Annotated in this window: 12 protein-coding genes; 8 read left to right on the plus strand and 4 right to left on the minus strand. The window is 69.4% G+C overall.

Annotated features, from left to right (window positions below):
- Nucleotides 1–436 precede the first annotated feature (436 nt).
- The 4 genes from ACZ404_RS15315 to ACZ404_RS15330 all read right to left on the minus strand — a co-directional run bounded on the left by ACZ404_RS15315 (nt 437) and on the right by ACZ404_RS15330 (nt 5,705).
- Nucleotides 437–1,207, minus strand: coding sequence for a thioesterase II family protein (locus ACZ404_RS15315; protein WP_468439874.1), 771 nt, complete (start codon nt 1,205–1,207; stop codon nt 437–439).
- Nucleotides 1,208–1,234: 27 nt separating this feature from the next.
- Nucleotides 1,235–3,046: a non-ribosomal peptide synthetase gene (locus ACZ404_RS15320; RefSeq protein WP_468439875.1), complete on the minus strand. Its 1,812-nt coding sequence runs from the start codon at nt 3,044–3,046 to the stop codon at nt 1,235–1,237.
- A 78-nt stretch (nt 3,047–3,124) separates the two neighbouring features.
- Nucleotides 3,125–4,129: a TauD/TfdA family dioxygenase gene (locus tag ACZ404_RS15325; RefSeq protein ID WP_468440571.1), complete on the minus strand. Its 1,005-nt coding sequence runs from the start codon at nt 4,127–4,129 to the stop codon at nt 3,125–3,127.
- A 637-nt stretch (nt 4,130–4,766) separates the two neighbouring features.
- Nucleotides 4,767–5,705 (minus strand): TauD/TfdA family dioxygenase, encoded by a 939-nt coding sequence (locus tag ACZ404_RS15330; RefSeq protein WP_468439877.1) that lies wholly within the window; start codon nt 5,703–5,705, stop codon nt 4,767–4,769.
- Nucleotides 5,706–6,106: 401 nt separating this feature from the next.
- Between ACZ404_RS15330 and ACZ404_RS15335 the strand changes: the two genes are divergently transcribed.
- From ACZ404_RS15335 to ACZ404_RS15370, 8 genes are all read left to right on the plus strand, one after another.
- Nucleotides 6,107–6,388 carry an acyl carrier protein gene (locus ACZ404_RS15335; RefSeq protein WP_468439879.1) on the plus strand — a complete coding sequence of 94 codons (282 nt, stop codon included), beginning with the start codon at nt 6,107–6,109 and terminating at the stop codon, nt 6,386–6,388.
- Nucleotides 6,389–7,055: 667 nt separating this feature from the next.
- Complete coding sequence (locus ACZ404_RS15340) at nt 7,056–8,837, plus strand: fatty acyl-AMP ligase (RefSeq protein WP_468439881.1); 1,782 nt, start codon at nt 7,056–7,058, stop codon at nt 8,835–8,837.
- Between the two features lie 920 nt (nt 8,838–9,757).
- A complete protein-coding gene (locus ACZ404_RS15345) occupies nt 9,758–10,561 on the plus strand; it encodes an alpha/beta fold hydrolase (protein WP_468439883.1) in 804 nt (267 codons plus the stop codon).
- A 45-nt stretch (nt 10,562–10,606) separates the two neighbouring features.
- Nucleotides 10,607–12,577 (plus strand): ABC transporter ATP-binding protein, encoded by a 1,971-nt coding sequence (locus tag ACZ404_RS15350; RefSeq protein ID WP_468439885.1) that lies wholly within the window; start codon nt 10,607–10,609, stop codon nt 12,575–12,577.
- Nucleotides 12,578–12,642: 65 nt separating this feature from the next.
- Nucleotides 12,643–13,488, plus strand: coding sequence for a 4-hydroxyphenylpyruvate dioxygenase (locus tag ACZ404_RS15355; protein ID WP_468439887.1), 846 nt, complete (start codon nt 12,643–12,645; stop codon nt 13,486–13,488).
- Between the two features lie 15 nt (nt 13,489–13,503).
- Nucleotides 13,504–14,628: a prephenate dehydrogenase gene (locus ACZ404_RS15360; protein ID WP_468439889.1), complete on the plus strand. Its 1,125-nt coding sequence runs from the start codon at nt 13,504–13,506 to the stop codon at nt 14,626–14,628.
- Between the two features lie 992 nt (nt 14,629–15,620).
- On the plus strand, nt 15,621–16,394 hold the full coding sequence (locus tag ACZ404_RS15365; protein ID WP_468439891.1) for a transposase: 774 nt from the start codon (nt 15,621–15,623) through the stop codon (nt 16,392–16,394).
- A 57-nt stretch (nt 16,395–16,451) separates the two neighbouring features.
- Entirely contained in the window at nt 16,452–16,850 is a 399-nt protein-coding gene (locus ACZ404_RS15370) for a cold-shock protein (RefSeq protein WP_468439893.1), read from the plus strand.
- The last annotated feature ends 89 nt before the right edge of the window (nt 16,851–16,939 follow it).

The following is a 16,939-nucleotide window of genomic DNA, read 5'->3' on the forward strand; positions in this document are numbered from 1 at the left end:
CGCACCGCGGGTGGCGGCCGTCCCGTTTCCCCTTGCAGTCCTCACCGACAGGCGGCCGGTCATGGCCGGCGCGAAGCGAAAGGAGCTGACCCACAGGAGAGCGGGATGCCGGGAAGCCGGCCCGTCCCGTTCGGGAAGGGGCCGTCGGAAAAGGACCGACCCCACCGGGGCACCTCGTCGGCGGCCTATTCCACTCTGTGAGAGCCGGGGGTGAGATTCCCCTCGGCTACTCGGCGTGGGGCGCTGGTGCGGCAATGCCCCCGCGGTGGGCTTGGGCTCTGGTCCGGGACGAGCCTGGTCATGCCCGAGCCAGAGCCCAGGTCGCGGCCGTCGGACAGCGCGGGCTCGGGACCGGCGGGAACGCGGAAGCGCGGCGGCCGAGGCTGTGATACAGCCTCGGCCCCCGCGCTGTTGGTCGGAGAGCCCCCGGGGGGCGTCAGCGGGAGCTGAACGCCCCGGAGAGGGCCGGGATGTAGGTCGGAATCCGCCTCCAGACCTCCGGCGTGTAGAAGTGGCCGCCGGGCAGGACGTCGTGCCGGAAGTCACCGGTCGCGAGGTCCCGCCAGTACTCGCCGGCGTTGGGCTCGATCACCGTGTCCGTCTCGCCGGTCAGGACCTGCAGCGGCACACTGACCTTCGAGCCGGGAACGTAGTGGAAGGTGTCCCGGACCCGGATGTCGGCCCGCATCAGCTCGACCGCGAGTTCCCGCAGGTCCGGGTCGTTGACGACGTGCTCGGGCAGCATCCCGTGCATGGTCATCCAGCCGAGCAGCTGCTCGTCGCTGTCCTGCTGAGTCGGGGACCCGTCCTGGGCGGTCAGCCCGCGGTGGGCCGCGTTGGCGGAGGACACCACGAGCGCCTCGGCCGCGGGGCCGCCGAGCCGCTCGATGCGCACGGTGACGTCGAAGGCCATCCAGCCGCCCATGCTGTGACCGAGGAGCACATAGGGGCCCTCGGCCGCAGCGGAGAGCACGGCCTGGGTCGTGTCGTCGGCGAGGGCGTCCCAGGTCTGGGCGAAGTCCTCCATGAAGCGGCCTTCCCGGCCCGGGTAGCAGATGGCGGCGAGGTCGACGTCCGCCGGGAGCATGCCGCCCCACTGATGGTACTGCCCGGTGCCGCCGCCGCAGAAGCCGAGGCAGATCAGGGTGCGGGCGGCGTTCTCGGTTCGGCGGGATCGGACGACGATGAGGTCCTGGGCGGTAGCCATGGGCGGGAATCCTTGTGATGTGATGGGTCAGGAGGTCTCAGGTGCTGCGGCAAGCTTGGCCTCGACGTACCCGGCCAGTTCGCGCAACTGCGGGTGCTGGTACACCTCTTTGGTCCGCACGGTGAGGCCGAGCTCGCGCTTCAGCCGGCTGATGACGCGCAGCGCGACGAACGAGTGGCCGCCCAGGGCGAAGAAGTTGTCGTCGGCGCTGATCCGGTCCCGGCCCAGGACCTCCGACCAGACCTCGGCGAGCAACTCCTCGACCGTTCCCCGGGGCTCGACGAACTGCTCGGCGGGTGCCGCATGCGGCGCCGGCAGTGCCTCCCAGTCGACCTTGCCGTTGACGGTCAGCGGAATGGCGTCGACCGTCACGAAGACCGAAGGGACCATGAACTCGGGGAGCACTGCCGCGCAGTGGTCACGCAACTCCACGCCGGTCGGCGGCCCGTCGAGGACGCAGTAGGCCACCAACTTGTCACCGAGCGCGGAGTCCCGGTAGCCGGTGAGCACGGCGGTGGTCACCCGGGGGTGCGAGGAGACCGCGGCCTCGACCTCGCTGAGTTCGATCCGGTAGCCGCGGATCTTGACCTGGCGGTCGATCCGGCCGATGAAGTCCAGCGAACCGTCGGCTCGCAGGCGGACCTGGTCTCCGGTGCGGTACATCCTCCCTCCTTGCCCGCCGCCGGGCAGGAAGGACCCGTTGCCGTTCGCCGCGAACGGGTCGGCGACGAAGCGCTCGGCGGTCAGGGCCGGCCGGTTGAGGTAGCCCAGGGCCAGGCCCTCGCCTGCCAAGTACAGCTCGCCCGTCTCACCGGGAGCGGTCACCTGCCGGAGGTCGTCGCCGACCACGTACGCCCGGGTGCCCGGCAGCGGGTGGCCGATGTGCGCCCCCCCACCGGTGATCCAAGCACTGGTGGCGTCCACGGTGCACTCGGTCGGACCGTAGAGGTTCACCGCTTCGAGCAGCCCGTTCGCGGTCGCCTTGGACATCTCCTGCCAGGTCCGCTCCGGCACCGGCTCCCCGCCCATGAACAGACGCGGCAGCGGGCCGTCGGCACTGCTGTCCAGCAGGCAGGTCCGCACCAGCTCCCAGTGGGAGGGGGTGAGGTCGAGGTCCTGGATGCCGTACGCGTCGAGCAGGGCCCGGAGCTGGACGGGATCGGTGCGTTGGTCCTCGTCGAGGATGGCGATGGTGTCGCCGCGGCAGATCCGCGCCCACTGCTTCACCGAGGCATCGAAGGAGACACTGGCGTTCCAGCCGACGACCCGCGGCTCTTCGGCGTATACGCCGGCCCGCTCCAGGGCCGTGACCAGGTTTGCGACAGATCCCCGTCCGACCTGAACGCCCTTGGGCCGACCGGTTGAGCCCGAGGTGTAGATCACGTACGCCGGGTCGAGCGGATTGGCGGCCACCGGCTCCGAGCCGGCGGCTTCAGGGGCGCCGGTCGCGGAGTCCGGATCGACGACGTCGAGGCCGGATGCCCCCAGGACGTGGTCGGGGGCGCCCAGCAGTACCCGGATGTCGGCGTCCTTGGCCATGAACTCCAGGCGGTCCACCGGATAGCGGGGGTCCAGCGGGAGGTAGGCCGCACCCGCCCGCCACACCGCGAGCAGCGACACGACCAGCTGGGTGCTGCGCGGCAGGCTGACCCCGACCAGGTCGCCGGCGCCGATGCCACGGGTGGCCAGCGCGCCGGCGAGCTGTGCGGTCCGCCGGTCCAGCTCGGCGAAGGTGAGCTCACCGTCGGCGCCCCGTACGGCGATCCGGTCCGGTGCGTGCAGTGCGGTAGCACGGAAGCGTGCTACCAGGTCAACCGGCTTTTGGGCGAGGTCAGTCACGGGAACGGGCTCCTTGTGCACAGGAATGGGGCATGGCGCGGCCACCGGATCGACCCGGTCTGACGGCGTCGCTCAGGTTCAGGCGAACGCGGGCGCGGGCTCGACGGTCGGCCGGCACTCGGAGAGCTCGACCGGGTCGCCCATGGCCACCACGATCCTCCGGTCGCCGCGGAACGGATCCCGGCCGTGCGCGGTCAGGATGTTGTCGACCAGCATCACGTCGCCCGGCCGCCAGGTCTCGCGCACCGTGGCCGCGTCATAGGCCGCCTGGATGGCCTGGAGGTCCTCGTTGCTCAGCGCGGCCCCGTCACCGAACTCGGTGTTGAACGGAAGACCGTCGCGTCCGAACTCATCGACCAGCGCCTCCCGCAGGTCCTCTTCCAGCGCCCACTCGTTCCAGAAGAGCAGGTGGTTGAACCACACCTCCTCACCACTCGACGGGTGGGTGATGATGCCGGGACGGATCTGGCTCGTCTTCAGGGTGCCGTCGTCGTACCACTGGTGGCCGATGAGGTTGTCCGCGCAGTAGCGTGCGACCTCGTCCACGTCATCGGTGGCGAACGCGGTCTGCCAGTCTGTGGAAATGTGCTCGGAGTAGCTGCGCGAGAGTCGCCACCCGGCGGTCCGGATCTTCTGGATCACCTGATCGGGGAGCGCCTCGAGGACCTTTCGGCAGTCCGCGACGGGTGTCGCCCCGCCCTGCGACGGTGCGATCAGGCAGCCGAACAACAACCGGCCGGGGAAGGTCAGCGTGTAGCTGTTCTCGTTGTGCATCCGGATCGACTGGGCGGCCGGGAGGTCCGTCGAAGAGAAGACATCGTCGCCGAGCCGGCTGCGGGGAGTGGTCTTCTCCCGGTACGGCGTCCGCTCGCTGATGAGCATGTCTCGGATCTGTGCGAAGTCCTCGATGGTAGCCATCGGCAGACCACGCAGGTAGATCGCGCCGTATTCCCGCAGAGCCGCGGACAGTTGTGAACGGACATCCTCGAGCCACGCGCGGACCTGTGTCATCCCGGTGAGACCGGCGACCTGCGTTATGGCCGGCTTGCCGTCGACGACCTGCAATTCCAGCGTATGTGACATTGGATCAGGTCCTTCCATTTCCTTGGACCGGTTGTCGTCCCAATGGTAGGAGGATCGGTTGCGCCACGTTAAGGCGTTCAACTTCACACAGCGATTCCCAAGGCAATGTCACCGGGACCGTGGCAGGCAGGGCACCAGGCCCAGTTCGCGTATGAGCGAAGTGCTGCGGCCTTTTTTCAGCAAGGTGACTTCCATCTCCAGCTCACGGCCACATCGTTCGAGTTCCTTTTAGGCGCTCCCGCCCGTTCACCGTCAGGGGCCGGTTCCGCTGCTTCTGGTACTTCTTCACCCAGCCGCGGAGCATCTCCGAGTTCAGCTCAAGCTCCCGGGCGACTTCCTCGCGGAACTCCGGCGAGTACTTACTGGGTAGCGTCGATTCTTGCTCGTTGCCTTGTTCAGGACAACCCCATTGGTGGGTGCCTGTCCGGAAACTGCGTAACCCCTCAGAGCTCGAGGTCCTGATGTGGCGCGCCTGCTCGTCAAGCTCGATGCACGCGACCGGGTGCAGCTCGCCATCGCCACCCATGAGGCGAAGATCGTCCCGCCGCCCGAGTGACGCCCCGGTCGCCACCGACCGAACCGGGGAGCCCTGGTCGACCGGCTGCGGACCAGGGCTGCCGCGTTCTGCCCGGTGCTCTCAGCGCGACATGGCGACCAGGACCCGGCGGCTTCCGGCGAACGCCCTGCGCCCGTGCGCGACGGCGACGTTGTCGACGACCAGGACGTCGCCCTGCCGCCAGTCGACGTCAACGGCCAGCGCCAGTCCCTTCTCGCGGATCTCGAGCACGTACTCGTCGGGGATGGGGGAGCCATCGGCGAAGGTCACCGACTGCGGCAGCTCGTCCGCGGGGACGATGGCCGCGAGCTCGCGCATGGTCTCCTCGCCCAGCGTCGCGGGGTGCCACTGGTCGGCCTGGTTGAACCAGACCTCCTCACCGGAGATCGGGTGCCGGAGCGTCGAGGGCCGGACCTGACGCGTCCGCAGCGCATTGCCGGCGGTCCACTCCCAGCTCACGCCCGCCTCGGCCAGCAGCTTCTCGACCTCCGCCCGGTCGTCCGTCTCGAACGTCGCCTGCCAGCTCTTGCCGAAGCCTCTGCCACCGTGCAGGTACTGCCGGTAGCAGACACCGCCGCTGAAATCCGCGCGGATCCTTTCGTCGAGTGCCGCCAGCCAGGAGGCGCCGTCCAGCAGCGGAGTGGCGCCTCCGGTGGTAGCCGGCTGTACGCAGCAGAAGAGCAGCCGGGAGGGCCAGGTGTGGGCGTAGGAAAGCTCGCTGTGCATGGAGATCGCGTACTCGGGCGGGTACTCCGTCGAGGTGTAGACGTTGTCGGAGACCTTGGTCCTGGGCGTGTTGCCGTGCACGTACGCGAGGCGCTCGGGCAGCAGGGCGGGCATCACCTCCGCCAAGGACGCCTCGGTGACGCCGAAGCCCCTGAACAGCAGGGCCTGATGACGGTCCAGCAGTTCGCCGACGGTGGCCGGGTCGAGGTACTCCACCAGTCCCCGGGTGGTGGCGCTGACGCCGGTATTCTCGGGCGTGAACCGTCGCGGTGCCCAGCCCTGCTGAACGCTCATGGGTGATGTCTCCTTGGTGGTTGGGGCGTTGGGCGCCGAGCCGTTCAACCTACGGGGCGCCGCAGTTGGACGCAGCGGTTCGGTTCGGCCGCCTGCCGGGAGCGTCTGCCGTGCCGTAACCCGGGCGGTTGTTCGGCGTCGTTCAACCGGCGCGCCAACGCAGTTGAACGGTGGCTGTGTGATCGTCAAGGATCGTTCAGTCGTGCGTGGCTGCACCATCGGCCCGGCCAGCTGAGGCAGCCCCGCCGGCAGGGGGGCCGGCATTACAGCGAGTCCTGGCCCGTACGGCGCGAAGCGCCGGTTCGAGCAGGCACTGCTCCATCTCGCGGTCCCGAGCATCCGTGGGCCGTCGACTATGGACTGACTTTTCATCATATACCTGAGATGAGAGAGGGACTGCAATGACTGATCGGACAGTGGGTGTGCGAGTGTCGGGCGAGGACATCGAACGGTGGTTGATGGAGCGGGTGTCCTACTACCTGGAGACGCCGGTGGGGGAGATCGATCCGGGTGTCTCGCTCGCCGAGTACGGGTTGGAGTCGGTGTACGCCTTCGCGTTGTGCGGGGACATCGAGGACAGGTTGGGTGTGACCGTGGAGCCCACTCTGGTGTGGGACGTCGACACGGTCGCGGCTCTGACCGTTCACCTGGCCGGCCTGGTGGCCGAACGGTCGGCGGCCTGAAGGGCCCTCAGCCCTTGACGCCGTCTTGTGGGCGCCACAGTTGTTTGTCGCAGATCAGGATGACCTTGCCGCTGCGGACCTGCGGACCTGCGGACCTGCGTCCCTGCGGACCCGACGGATCGCGGGGCTCTGGGCCGCACAACTGGGCCACCGGCGGGCCCGGTCACGCACTCCGGTGTCGGAAGCGGCCGGACCACGACCCTTCAGGGTGCGGCAGCGCCGTCCACAACTCGCGATCGCTCGATGAACCGGCGCACCAGGCCGCTCAGTTGACCGGCGTCCTGGCCCGGAGCCGACACACCGGGCTGCGACCCGCCGTACCTCGCCGACGCCGCCTTCCAAGCGGACGACTCCACCTCCGACGGTCCTCGTTCAACTGGCGCACGGCGATGGTTGAACACCCGTGCCGATCACTTGCACCGGGGTTGAACGCCCGCACCATCGCCAGTGGTTGGGGCATAGTGATTTGTGCCGCCAGGAACCGACGGAATTCGGCTAGGCCGGATGTCAGGACGCCTGGACCGGATCGAGGAACCGCGGGCAGAGCTACGGCCGAACTGCCTGATCCCGACAGTCGAGAACGACATCACTCAGCCGCGCGGCGCGCGCCGCCGTGCATGTCCGCGCGCCGCCCAGATCGACGCAGCGCCAAGCCCAAGGGGAAGCAATGGCCTTCGAGCTGACCGGCTACCGGAACCTCGGCGATGCGTTCGCCGCGCGTGTCGCCGAACACCCCGACAAGACCGCGATCACCATCTACCGCGACTCCGCCGAGGCCGCGCACGAAAGCCTCAGCTACGCCGAACTTTTCCGCCGGGCCGGCCTGCGCGCTGCCGACCTGGCGCAGCACCTGGTTCCCGGCGAGCGCGTCCTCATCGCGCTGCCGACCGGCACCGAGTTCGTCGAGCTCTACCTCGCCTGCCTGCTGGCCGGTGTCACCGCTGTGCCCGCCCCGCCGGCGACCGGCTCCAGCAGCGCCGCCCAGCGCGTCGCAGCGATCGCCGCGGACTGCACCCCCGGACTGGTGTTCGCCGACGCCGGGGACCTCGACACGCTCGCCGAGCGCTTCCACGCGCAGGGCCTGGGTCGCGTCCCCGTCCGGGCCGCCGCCCCTGTGCCGGCCGGTGAGGCAGCCCCAGCGGCGCTCCGCGGCCGCCACGCCGACCATGACTCGCTCGCCGTCCTCCAGTACAGCTCCGGCTCCACCGGCACGCCGAAGGGCGTGATGCTCGCTCACGGGAACGTCCAGGCGAACCTCGCGGCCCTGCACTCCGTCATGGGCCTGAACGGTGACGACTCGTTCGGCAGCTGGATGCCCTTGCACCACGACTTCGGTCTCTTCTGTCAGCTCAGCGGCGCACTCTTCTTCGGCGCAACATCGGTCCTGATGCCGCCGACGGTGTTCGCCCGCCGGCCCGTCGAGTGGTTCCGGATGATGAGCGAACTCCGGACCACCGCCAGCTCCGCCCCCAACTTCGCGTACGGCATTGCGCTGCGCCTCATCAAGGACGAACACCTCGAAGGGCTCGACCTGTCACCGCTGCGCTTCCTGAGCAACGGTTCCGAGCCGATCCATGCCCCCACCATCGCCTCGTTCACCAAGCGGTTCGCGCAGATCGGCCTGCGTCCCGAAGCCGTCGTGGCCGGCTACGGCATGGCCGAGGTCACCGTCTACGCCAGCGGCACCCCCATCCCGCTCCCGCCGACCGTCCTGGTCGTCGACGCCCAGCGCCTCGCTGACGCGGACCACCCCGTGCTGGTTCCCGCCCGCGACGGCCACGGGACGGAGATCACCGGCGTCGGACGCCCCGAGGCCTTCGACACCCTCATCGTCGACCCCGCCACCCTGCGCCCCCTGTCCGCCGGCGAGGTCGGCGAGATCTGGCTGCGCGGCGACAGCGTCGGCCGCGGCTACTGGGGCAAACCCGACCTCACCGCCCGTTCCTTCCAGGCCCGCCCCGCCGGTGCCGACGACGCCGAACCCGGCTGGCTGCGCACCGGCGACCTGGGCGCCCTGGTGGACGGCGAACTGTTCATCACCGGTCGGCTCAAGGAGGTGATGATCGTCCACGGCCGCAACTTCTACCCGCACGACCTCGAACACGAGGCGCGCGCCGCCCACCCCGCGCTGGAGAGGTTCGTCGGCGCCGCCTTCGGTGTCCAGGCACCCGACGAGCGGATCGTGCTGGTGCACGAGGTCAGCCCGACCGTATCGGCCGAGGAACTGCGCGCCGCCGCGGCAGCCGTCATCCGCCGCCTCACCGCCGCCACCGGCGCGCCGGTCCGCAACGTCCTGCTGGTGCGGCGCGGCAGCGTCGACCGCACTACCAGCGGCAAGATCCAGCGCGCCGCGATGCGCGACCGCTTCCTGGCCGGCGGGATCACTGCCTTGCACGCCGAACTCGACCCATCAGTACGGCAGTTGACCGCAGGGCGCGAAGCCCCGTGACACCCACCCGCACCGGCACGGCACACGGGATCGTGAACGGGTTGGCGTGGTCAGACCGCCGGCCCGAAGAAGGCCGGGCCGAGGCGAGTGTGATCGCCACGCTCCGACAGCCGACCTGGCCGATGCTGGTGATCGCCGTCGCTCAGGGATGTCCACGTCGACCGCGTTGAGGGCCGTGACGCGGGTCTCTCCGGCACCGTAGGTCTTCGTGACGCCCCGCGCGGAGGCCGCTTGTGCAGCCGTGGATGCCGTCGTCACCGGTCGCTCCTGGGTGATCCCAGGCTGCGTGGGTGATCCCAGGCTGGAGCCGCTGGTGCTGTCCGAGGCCGAGCGGCTGGTGAGCGGCTGGTGTCGGAGAACCGGGCCAGGCGTCGCGCGACGGCGCAGGGCCTGGCGAAGCTGGCACGGATCGTGCTCGCACGTGCCCGGGGGGTGGAACAACACCGTGGCCGCCGCGCGGTGTGACACGGACCGCTCCGCGGTGCGCCCTTGGCGGACGCGCTTTCCGCGACCGGCGCCGCAGCCTCGACTACGTGCGGCACGGCACCATCGACCTGTTCGCCGTGCTGAACTTCCTGGCCGAGATCAACCGCCGGACCGAGCCTGGCCTGGCGGTCCATGTCATCTGTGACAGTTGCACTTCCCCCCGAACCCATGGACGCAAGGGTGTCGCCCGGTGTGTGCTCAACTGCGTCCCCGCGGCGGTTGAACACCCGCGGGGCGGGTGTACGCGGTCGGCGACGCTTGATCGCCGCAGCGCTGCGATGCCATCGTGAGCCGCGGCGCAGCAGGGATGATCCCCGCACAACGGCCAGTCTTGGCACCCGAGTTGGCACGAGGTCACCGGCGAAGCGGCCACCCGGGACCGCTTCCGCGCCGCGCGGGGCGTGTGTGTCGCCCCCTACGAGAAGGGGCTCGTCATGCCATTCGTGAGCACCAACGGCATCCGGCTCTCCTACCAGCGGTCGGGGAGCGGTGTGCCCGTCCTGCTGATCATGGGGTCCTCGGCCTCGGGCCGGGTGTGGACCCTGCACCAGACACCGGCCCTGAATCGTGCCGGCTACGAGACGGTCGCCTTCGACAACCGGGGCGTTCCCCCGTCCGACGCGCCTGGGGGCGACTACGCGCTCGCCGACCTGGTGGCCGATACCAAGGGCCTCATCGAGCGGCTCGAGCTGGGACCCTGCCACCTTGTGGGAACCTCGCTGGGCTCCATGGTCGCCCAAGAGCTGGCGCTCGCCGCGCCCGAACTGGTCCGTTCGGCGGTGCTGATCGCCAGCAGGGCCCGGTCGGACACCTTCCGGCGGGCCCAGCTCGCCGCGGAGAAGGCGCTGCGGGAGAGCGGGGTGCGGTTGCCCGCCGACTACGAGGCGGTCAAGGCGGTCGCCGAGATGTTCTCGCCGGCGACGCTCAACGACGACGCCGCCGTCGGTCCGATGCTGGAACTCTTCGAGCTGGTCGGTGGCGGGAATACCGTCGCGGGGCAGGCAGCGGTCGTCGAGCGGCTCGGCGACCGCCGGGAGGCGCTGGGCGGCATCACCGTGCCATGCAGGGCCATCGCGTTCGCCGACGACCTGATCAGCCCGCCCCACCTGGTCGCCGAGGTGGCCGATGCCATCCCCGGCTGCGACTTCGTGGAGATACCGGACTGCGGCCACCTGGGCTACCTGGAACGCCCGAACGAGGTCAACGCGGCCGTCATCGAGTTCTTCGACAAGTACTGAGCACGTGGCGGCGCGCCATGCGCGGCTGCATGAGAAGCGAGGCGGATGTCCGTGTCGATGATGGGTGGCGGAGGCCCGGCACTGGGCCCGGCAGGGCTCCGGCTGGACGATGAGTCGATCACCCGGCAACGGGTCAGGCCGGGTACGGTGCGCCGGATCATCCCGTATACGAAAAAGTTCCGCTGGTCGCTGCTGCTGCTGATGCTGACCACGGTCGTCAACGCGGGCACCGCGGTCGCCACCCCGCTGATATTGAAAATGATCATCGACGACGGCATTGAGCCGAGGGACCGTTCAGTCGTGGTGGGGCTGTGCCTGGCGGTCGCCGGACTGGCGCTGGTCGACGCCGCGGCGGTGTACGTCCAGAGCTGGTGCTCGGGCCGGGTCGGCGAGGGCATCGTCTACGAGCTGCGCACCCAGGTCTTCGCCCATGTGCAGGAGCAGCCCCTGGCCTTCTTCACCCGGGCACAGACCGGTGCGCTGGTCAGCCGGCTCAACGCCGACGTCGTCGGTGCCCGGCAAGCGGTCACCACATTGCTGTCCCAGTCGGTCTCCACGCTCCTGACGCTGGTCCTCGTGCTCGGTGCGATGTTCTGTCTGTCGTGGCAGATCACCGTCGCCGCGCTGGTGATGATTCCTTTCTTCCTCGTGCCGGTTCGGCTCATCTCCCGCCGCCTGCAACGGCTCACCCGGGAGACGATGCAGCTCGACGCCGAGATGAGCTCGATGATGAACGAGCGCTTCAACGTCTCCGGGGCGATGCTCGCCAAGCTCTACGGCCGCTCGACGGACGAGGAGGCGATGTTCGCGGGCAAGGCCGCCCGGGTGCGGGACGTCGCCGCGGTCGGCGTAGTGTGGGGGCGGCTCCTGTTCATCATCGTCAGCGTCCTCGCCGCCGTGACCACGGCTCTCGTCTACGGCCTCGGAGGCGTCCTCACCATCGACGGGACGCTGGAGATCGGCACCCTGGTGGCCATGGTGACGCTGCTGCTCCGCCTGTACGTGCCGATCAACCAGCTGACGACCATGCAGTCGACCGCGCTGATCGCCCTGGTCAGCTTCGACCGGGTGTTTGAGGTGCTGGATCTGAAGCCCATCGTCAGCCAAAGCCCCACGGCGCGCGCGCTGGTTGCCGATTCCGCGCCCGACATCGAGTTCGACCATGTCTCATTCCGGTATCCCGTCGCGAAGGAGGTCTCCCTCGCCTCCCTGGAGACCATCGCGCTGCGCAGGCCGGAACGCGCCGACAGCGGCCTCACCCTGGACGAACTGACCTTCCGCGCTCCTGCCGGCAAGCTCACCGCCCTGGTCGGCCCGTCAGGAGCGGGCAAGACCACCATCACCCACCTGGTGCCGCGCCTCTACGACCCCAACGAGGGCCGGGTGCGCATCGGCGGCCACGACATCCGCGACCTGACCCTCCAGTCGCTGCGGGACACCGTCGGCGTGGTCACCCAGGACGCGCACCTCTTCCACGACACACTGCGCGCCAACCTGCTCTACGCCCGGCCCGACGCCGACGAGAAGGACCTGACGGAGGCGTGCCGGGCGGCCCTGATCTGGGACATCGTCCAGGCGCTCCCCGACGGCCTCGACACCGTGGTCGGCGACCGGGGTTACCGGCTGTCCGGCGGGGAGAAGCAGCGCATCGCCCTCGCCCGGCTGCTGCTGAAGGCGCCGGCCGTCGTCGTCCTCGACGAGGCCACCGCCCATCTCGACTCCGAGTCGGAGGCCGCCATCCAGCGAGCTCTGAAGACCGCGCTGGCCGGCCGTACGTCACTCGTGATCGCCCACCGCCTGTCCACCATCCGCGAGGCCGATCAGATCCTCGTGGTCGAGGCGGGCCGGATCCGTGAGCGCGGAACCCACGCGGAGCTGATCAGCCAGGGTGGGCTGTACGCCGACCTGTACCGCACCCAGTTCGCCGAGCAGGCGACCGAGGACACCGACGGCGCGTCCGGAGTGCCCCAGCCCGATCTCGTACCGCCTGTTCAACTGCCGCACGGCCACAGTTGAACAGCGGATCCCCCGGAGCGCCCGGCCCGCCGGCCTCCGCCCCATCGCTCGCAGGAAGGACAGGCATGGCAGCGCGCGAAATCGCCTACGTCGAGCTGTACGCCAAGGACAAGCAGCAGACCGCCCACTCCTTTGCCTCGCTGGGCTTCACCTGCGTGGCGGACTCGGTGGCGCCGGACCGCAGTTCTCTGCTGCTTCGGCAGGGCGCCGCCCACCTCGTCATCACCTCGGGTCCCGCGACCTGGAAGTTCCTGGACACGCACGGGGAGGGCGTCGCGGACATCGCCCTGCTCTGTGCCGACGTCACGGCGACGGCGCAGCGGGCCGTGCGGGCCGGCGCCGGCCTGACCGGTTCCCTGCGCGGCAACCCGATCCTGTCCGGGCCCGGTGGCCTCACCCACACCCTGCTGCCGGCCACCCGGACCGCGAACCTGTTGCCGACGGGCCACCGCTGGGTCGAACTGCCCCAGGATCTCGGGCCGTCGACTGAAGGGAGCTGGCGGCTCGACCGAGTGAGCATCGCGGTCGACGGGCCGGATCCGGAGGCCTACCTTCCACTCTACGTGGACGTCTTGGGATTCGTCCGGCAGCGGCCGGAAAACGCCTCCGGGGCTGCGCAGGAACCGTCAGCCGTCCTCCTGGACAGCGCCGGCCGCGGCACGACCTTCACCCTCTTCCGGCATCAACCACGCCCTCTGACAGGGGAGTCCACCGCACACGCAGGGCACGATGACAGGCCCGGCGTGCGGCAGCTGTCCTTCCTGGTCGATGACGTCGCCGCCGCACGCCCTCCCCGTCTGAGCGGCGCCCTCTGCATCGAACTCGTCCAGCGGGGCGGGTGCGGCGGCGATGCCGCACAGGTCCTGGCCCCGCGGAAAGCGGGGAACCACCACCGGCTGACCGCCGGATGATCCCGCCCGCCGCCTTTGACACCGGCCACCGCACCGCCGGAGAAGGAAGTAGCTGTCATGCGCTCCGTAGTTGTGGTCGGCACCGGACTCATCGGAACGTCCGTCGCGCTCGCGCTCAGCGCCCAGGGCGTGGCGGTGCACCTGCGGGACGCGGATCCCGAGGCGGCCCGCATCGCCGCATCCCTGGGCGCCGGGACCGTGGAGGCCCCGACCGCGGCTGTCGACCTGGCTGTGCTGGCGGTGCCTCCCGCCCTGGTCGGCAGCGTCCTGGCCGACGCTCAGGCGGCCGGGATCGCCCGCCACTACACCGACGTGGCAAGCGTCAAGGCGGAGCCGCGGGAGGACGTCGTCGTGCTCGGCTGCGACACCACCCGCTACATCGGCGGTCATCCCATGGCCGGCGGAGAAGTCAGCGGACCCACAGCCGCCCGCGCCGACCTGTTCGAAGGCTGCACCTGGGTGCTCACACCGACGCCGGACACCGGCACGGAGACGCTCAACACCGCCCTGGAGATGGTGGCGACCTGCGGGGGCACCCCCGTCGTGATGGCGGCCGCCGAGCACGACCGCGCGGTCGGCCTCGTCTCCCACGCCCCGCACGTCGTGGCGGCGTTGGTCGCCAAGCGCCTTGCGAAGGCGGGGGAACGGGCGGTGAGCCTCGCCGGGCCGGGCGTGCGGGACCTCACCCGGATCGCGGGCGGTGACCCGGACCTATGGGTGGACATCCTCTCGGCCAACGCAGGTGTCGTCGCCGACATCTTGGAAGAGCTGGGCTCCGACCTGGGGGACGCTGTGGCCGCCCTGCGCGCCATGGCGGCCACGGATGAGGCCAAACGCGATGCCGGCCGACAGTGCGTCGACGCCCTGCTGCGTCAGGGCAGGTCGGGCCGTCGGCGCATCGCCGGCAAGCACGGCATCCGGCCCGCCCGCTACCGGACGCTCGGAGTGGTGGTGGGCGACCAACCCGGCCAGCTGGCCCGGCTGTTCGCCGACGCCGACCGATCCGGCGTCAATATCGAGGACATCCACCTGGAACACTCCACGGGTCGGCTCACCGGCGTCGTCCGGCTGAGCGTCGACCAGCGCGCCGCACCTGCTCTGGAGGACGCGCTCCACTCCCAGGGCTGGCGCATTCGGTGATGGTCTCGGCCCGCGGGCGTACGCCGACGGGATGAAACGGCACCGGACCGCGGGCAGTGGGATGATCCGATGCGGACTCGTCGGGGGACGCGCCGGGCCGACAGCCGGTCCTGGCCTCGTACCGTCAGGCGCCGTCGGTGGGGAACACCGCGGCAGGGCTGGACGGACCGTGACTTCGTCAAGGCCGACGTCCGGAAAGCCCGACCAGGCCCTGTTAGGCCGGTGAGATTCCGGCGGGCCCACCGTGAAAACTGGATCGTTGACCAAAAGGACTGTCGGAGGCGCGGAGCGCCACTGGCCAACGCGGAATGGTCCCCTCAAAAATCGGTAATGAATCCCTAAGGATTTCGCTGGTTGAAGCTTGAGGACTCGACAATGACATGCGGTACACATGATCATTACCAGTGACCAACCGGCAAATCGAAGAGCGGGGCGGGGGCGTATCCGGCAGGTCGGTTCTTGTCGCTTTGACCTGCATTAAGAGTAGTTTTCTACTCGAGCGCAATGTGACCGGAACCCTTTGTTTCGTCTGATCCTCACGGCCGACCCAGTGCTTACTGTCGATGGTCGGGACGGCGTGGCCCGGCGGTGAGGTGGAATTCCCTTGCCCTGAGATCCCGCGCGCGTCAGGTCCTGAGCAGTCAACCAACGGGGTGAGCAGTTTGCATCAGCCAGTTCCAGTCGGAGTTCCTCACGCTGTCGTCTACCCTCCATCGGCCGCCGATGCCCACAGCACGGGCACCGGTGGCGATGAATCCGGAACGTCGGAGTCCGGATCACCGTCGCCTCAGGAGCGGCCAAGCCCCGAGTGGGTACCCATATCGAATCTACTTCCCGGCATTTCACCCCGGTCCGAAGGGCCGGACACGGAACACGTCGCTCGCCTCGCCGAAGTCGAAGACGCTCTTCCGCCCATTCTCGTCGACCGCCGCACCATGCGGGTGATCGACGGAATGCACCGTCTGATGGCCGCCTTCGTTCGAGGCGACCAGATGATCAGTGTGAAATTCTTCGAGGGCAGCACCGAGGACGCGTTCCTGCATGCGGTGCAGGCGAACGTGACGCATGGTCTTCCACTGTCGCAGGCCGACCGTCGGGCCGCCGCGGCCAAGATCGTCGCCTCGCACCCGCACCTGTCCGATCGGGCCATCGCACATGCCGCGGGCCTGGGTGCCAAGATGGTGGCCGGAATCCGCCGCCAGGCCGGCGGGGTGGTGCAGTTGCACGCCAGGGTCGGCAGGGACGGCAAGGTCCGCCCGCTCAGCAGTGATGAAGGACGCAGACGGGCTGCGGAACTGATCGCCGAGCGACCTGACGCCTCACTGCGGGAGATCGCGCGGCTGGCGGGGATCTCCCCGGCGACGGTCAGTGACGTCCGCAGGCGACTGCGGGCCGGCGAGCCCCCGGTGGTCTCCGCCGAGCAGCCGGCGCCGGAGGGCAAGGCAACCGACGCACCCGCGCGGGTGCGAAGGCTGCGCGGCGAGCGCAAGGAGGAACTGCTCGACGCCGATTCCATCACCATGCTGGAGAAGCTGCTGCGCGACCCCTCCCTGCGGCACAAGGAGGAGGGCAGGAACCTGCTGCGCCTGCTGCACCAGAACGCCATCGGAATGCGCCAGCGCTCAGAACTCACCGCCGCGGTCCCACCGCACTGCGGTGCGCTGGTGGTGAACCTCGCCCGGCAGTACGCGGAGACGTGGCTGGAGTTCGCCCAGAAGCTCGACGAGAAGGTGCAGTCGGCCCGCCGTCCCGCCGCGGGAGAGTGACGGGATCAGTGCGCTCCGCTGTTGTGGCATACAGAGACGACGTCTTCGGAGGTTGGTGTGGTCGCCGGTCGTGTGGTGAGGTTCGACGGTGCTCGAGGCTATGGGTTCATCGCCCCGGACAACGGTGAGGAGGACGTCTTTCTGCACGCCAACGACCTCCTCATTCCCGAGGCCTACCTGAGGTCCGGCCTCGCGGTGGAATTCGAAGTCGACGTCGGTGACAGGGGGCCGAAGGCGTTCTCGGTACGGCTGGCCGAGGGGGCCGAACTGCCAGTTCCGGTGGCACGGAACTCGGGGGGAGACAACGTTATCGACGACGTCGTGAGCGAGGACGAGTTCACCGTGGAACTGACTGAACTCCTCCTCCGCACATCATCACTGACGGCTGTTCAGATTGTCGAGATCAGACGAGAGCTGACGGCGTTCGTCAAGAAGCACGGCTGGGTCGAGGGCTGACCTCAACCGGCTGACAGCGGCGGCTCGACCCGGCCCCGAACGAGACGAAAGCCGGCGCGTCGGTTCCACAGGGAGGGTTTCTTGCGGGA

The sequence above is a fragment of the Streptomyces sp. NPDC030798 genome, from assembly GCF_055572275.1.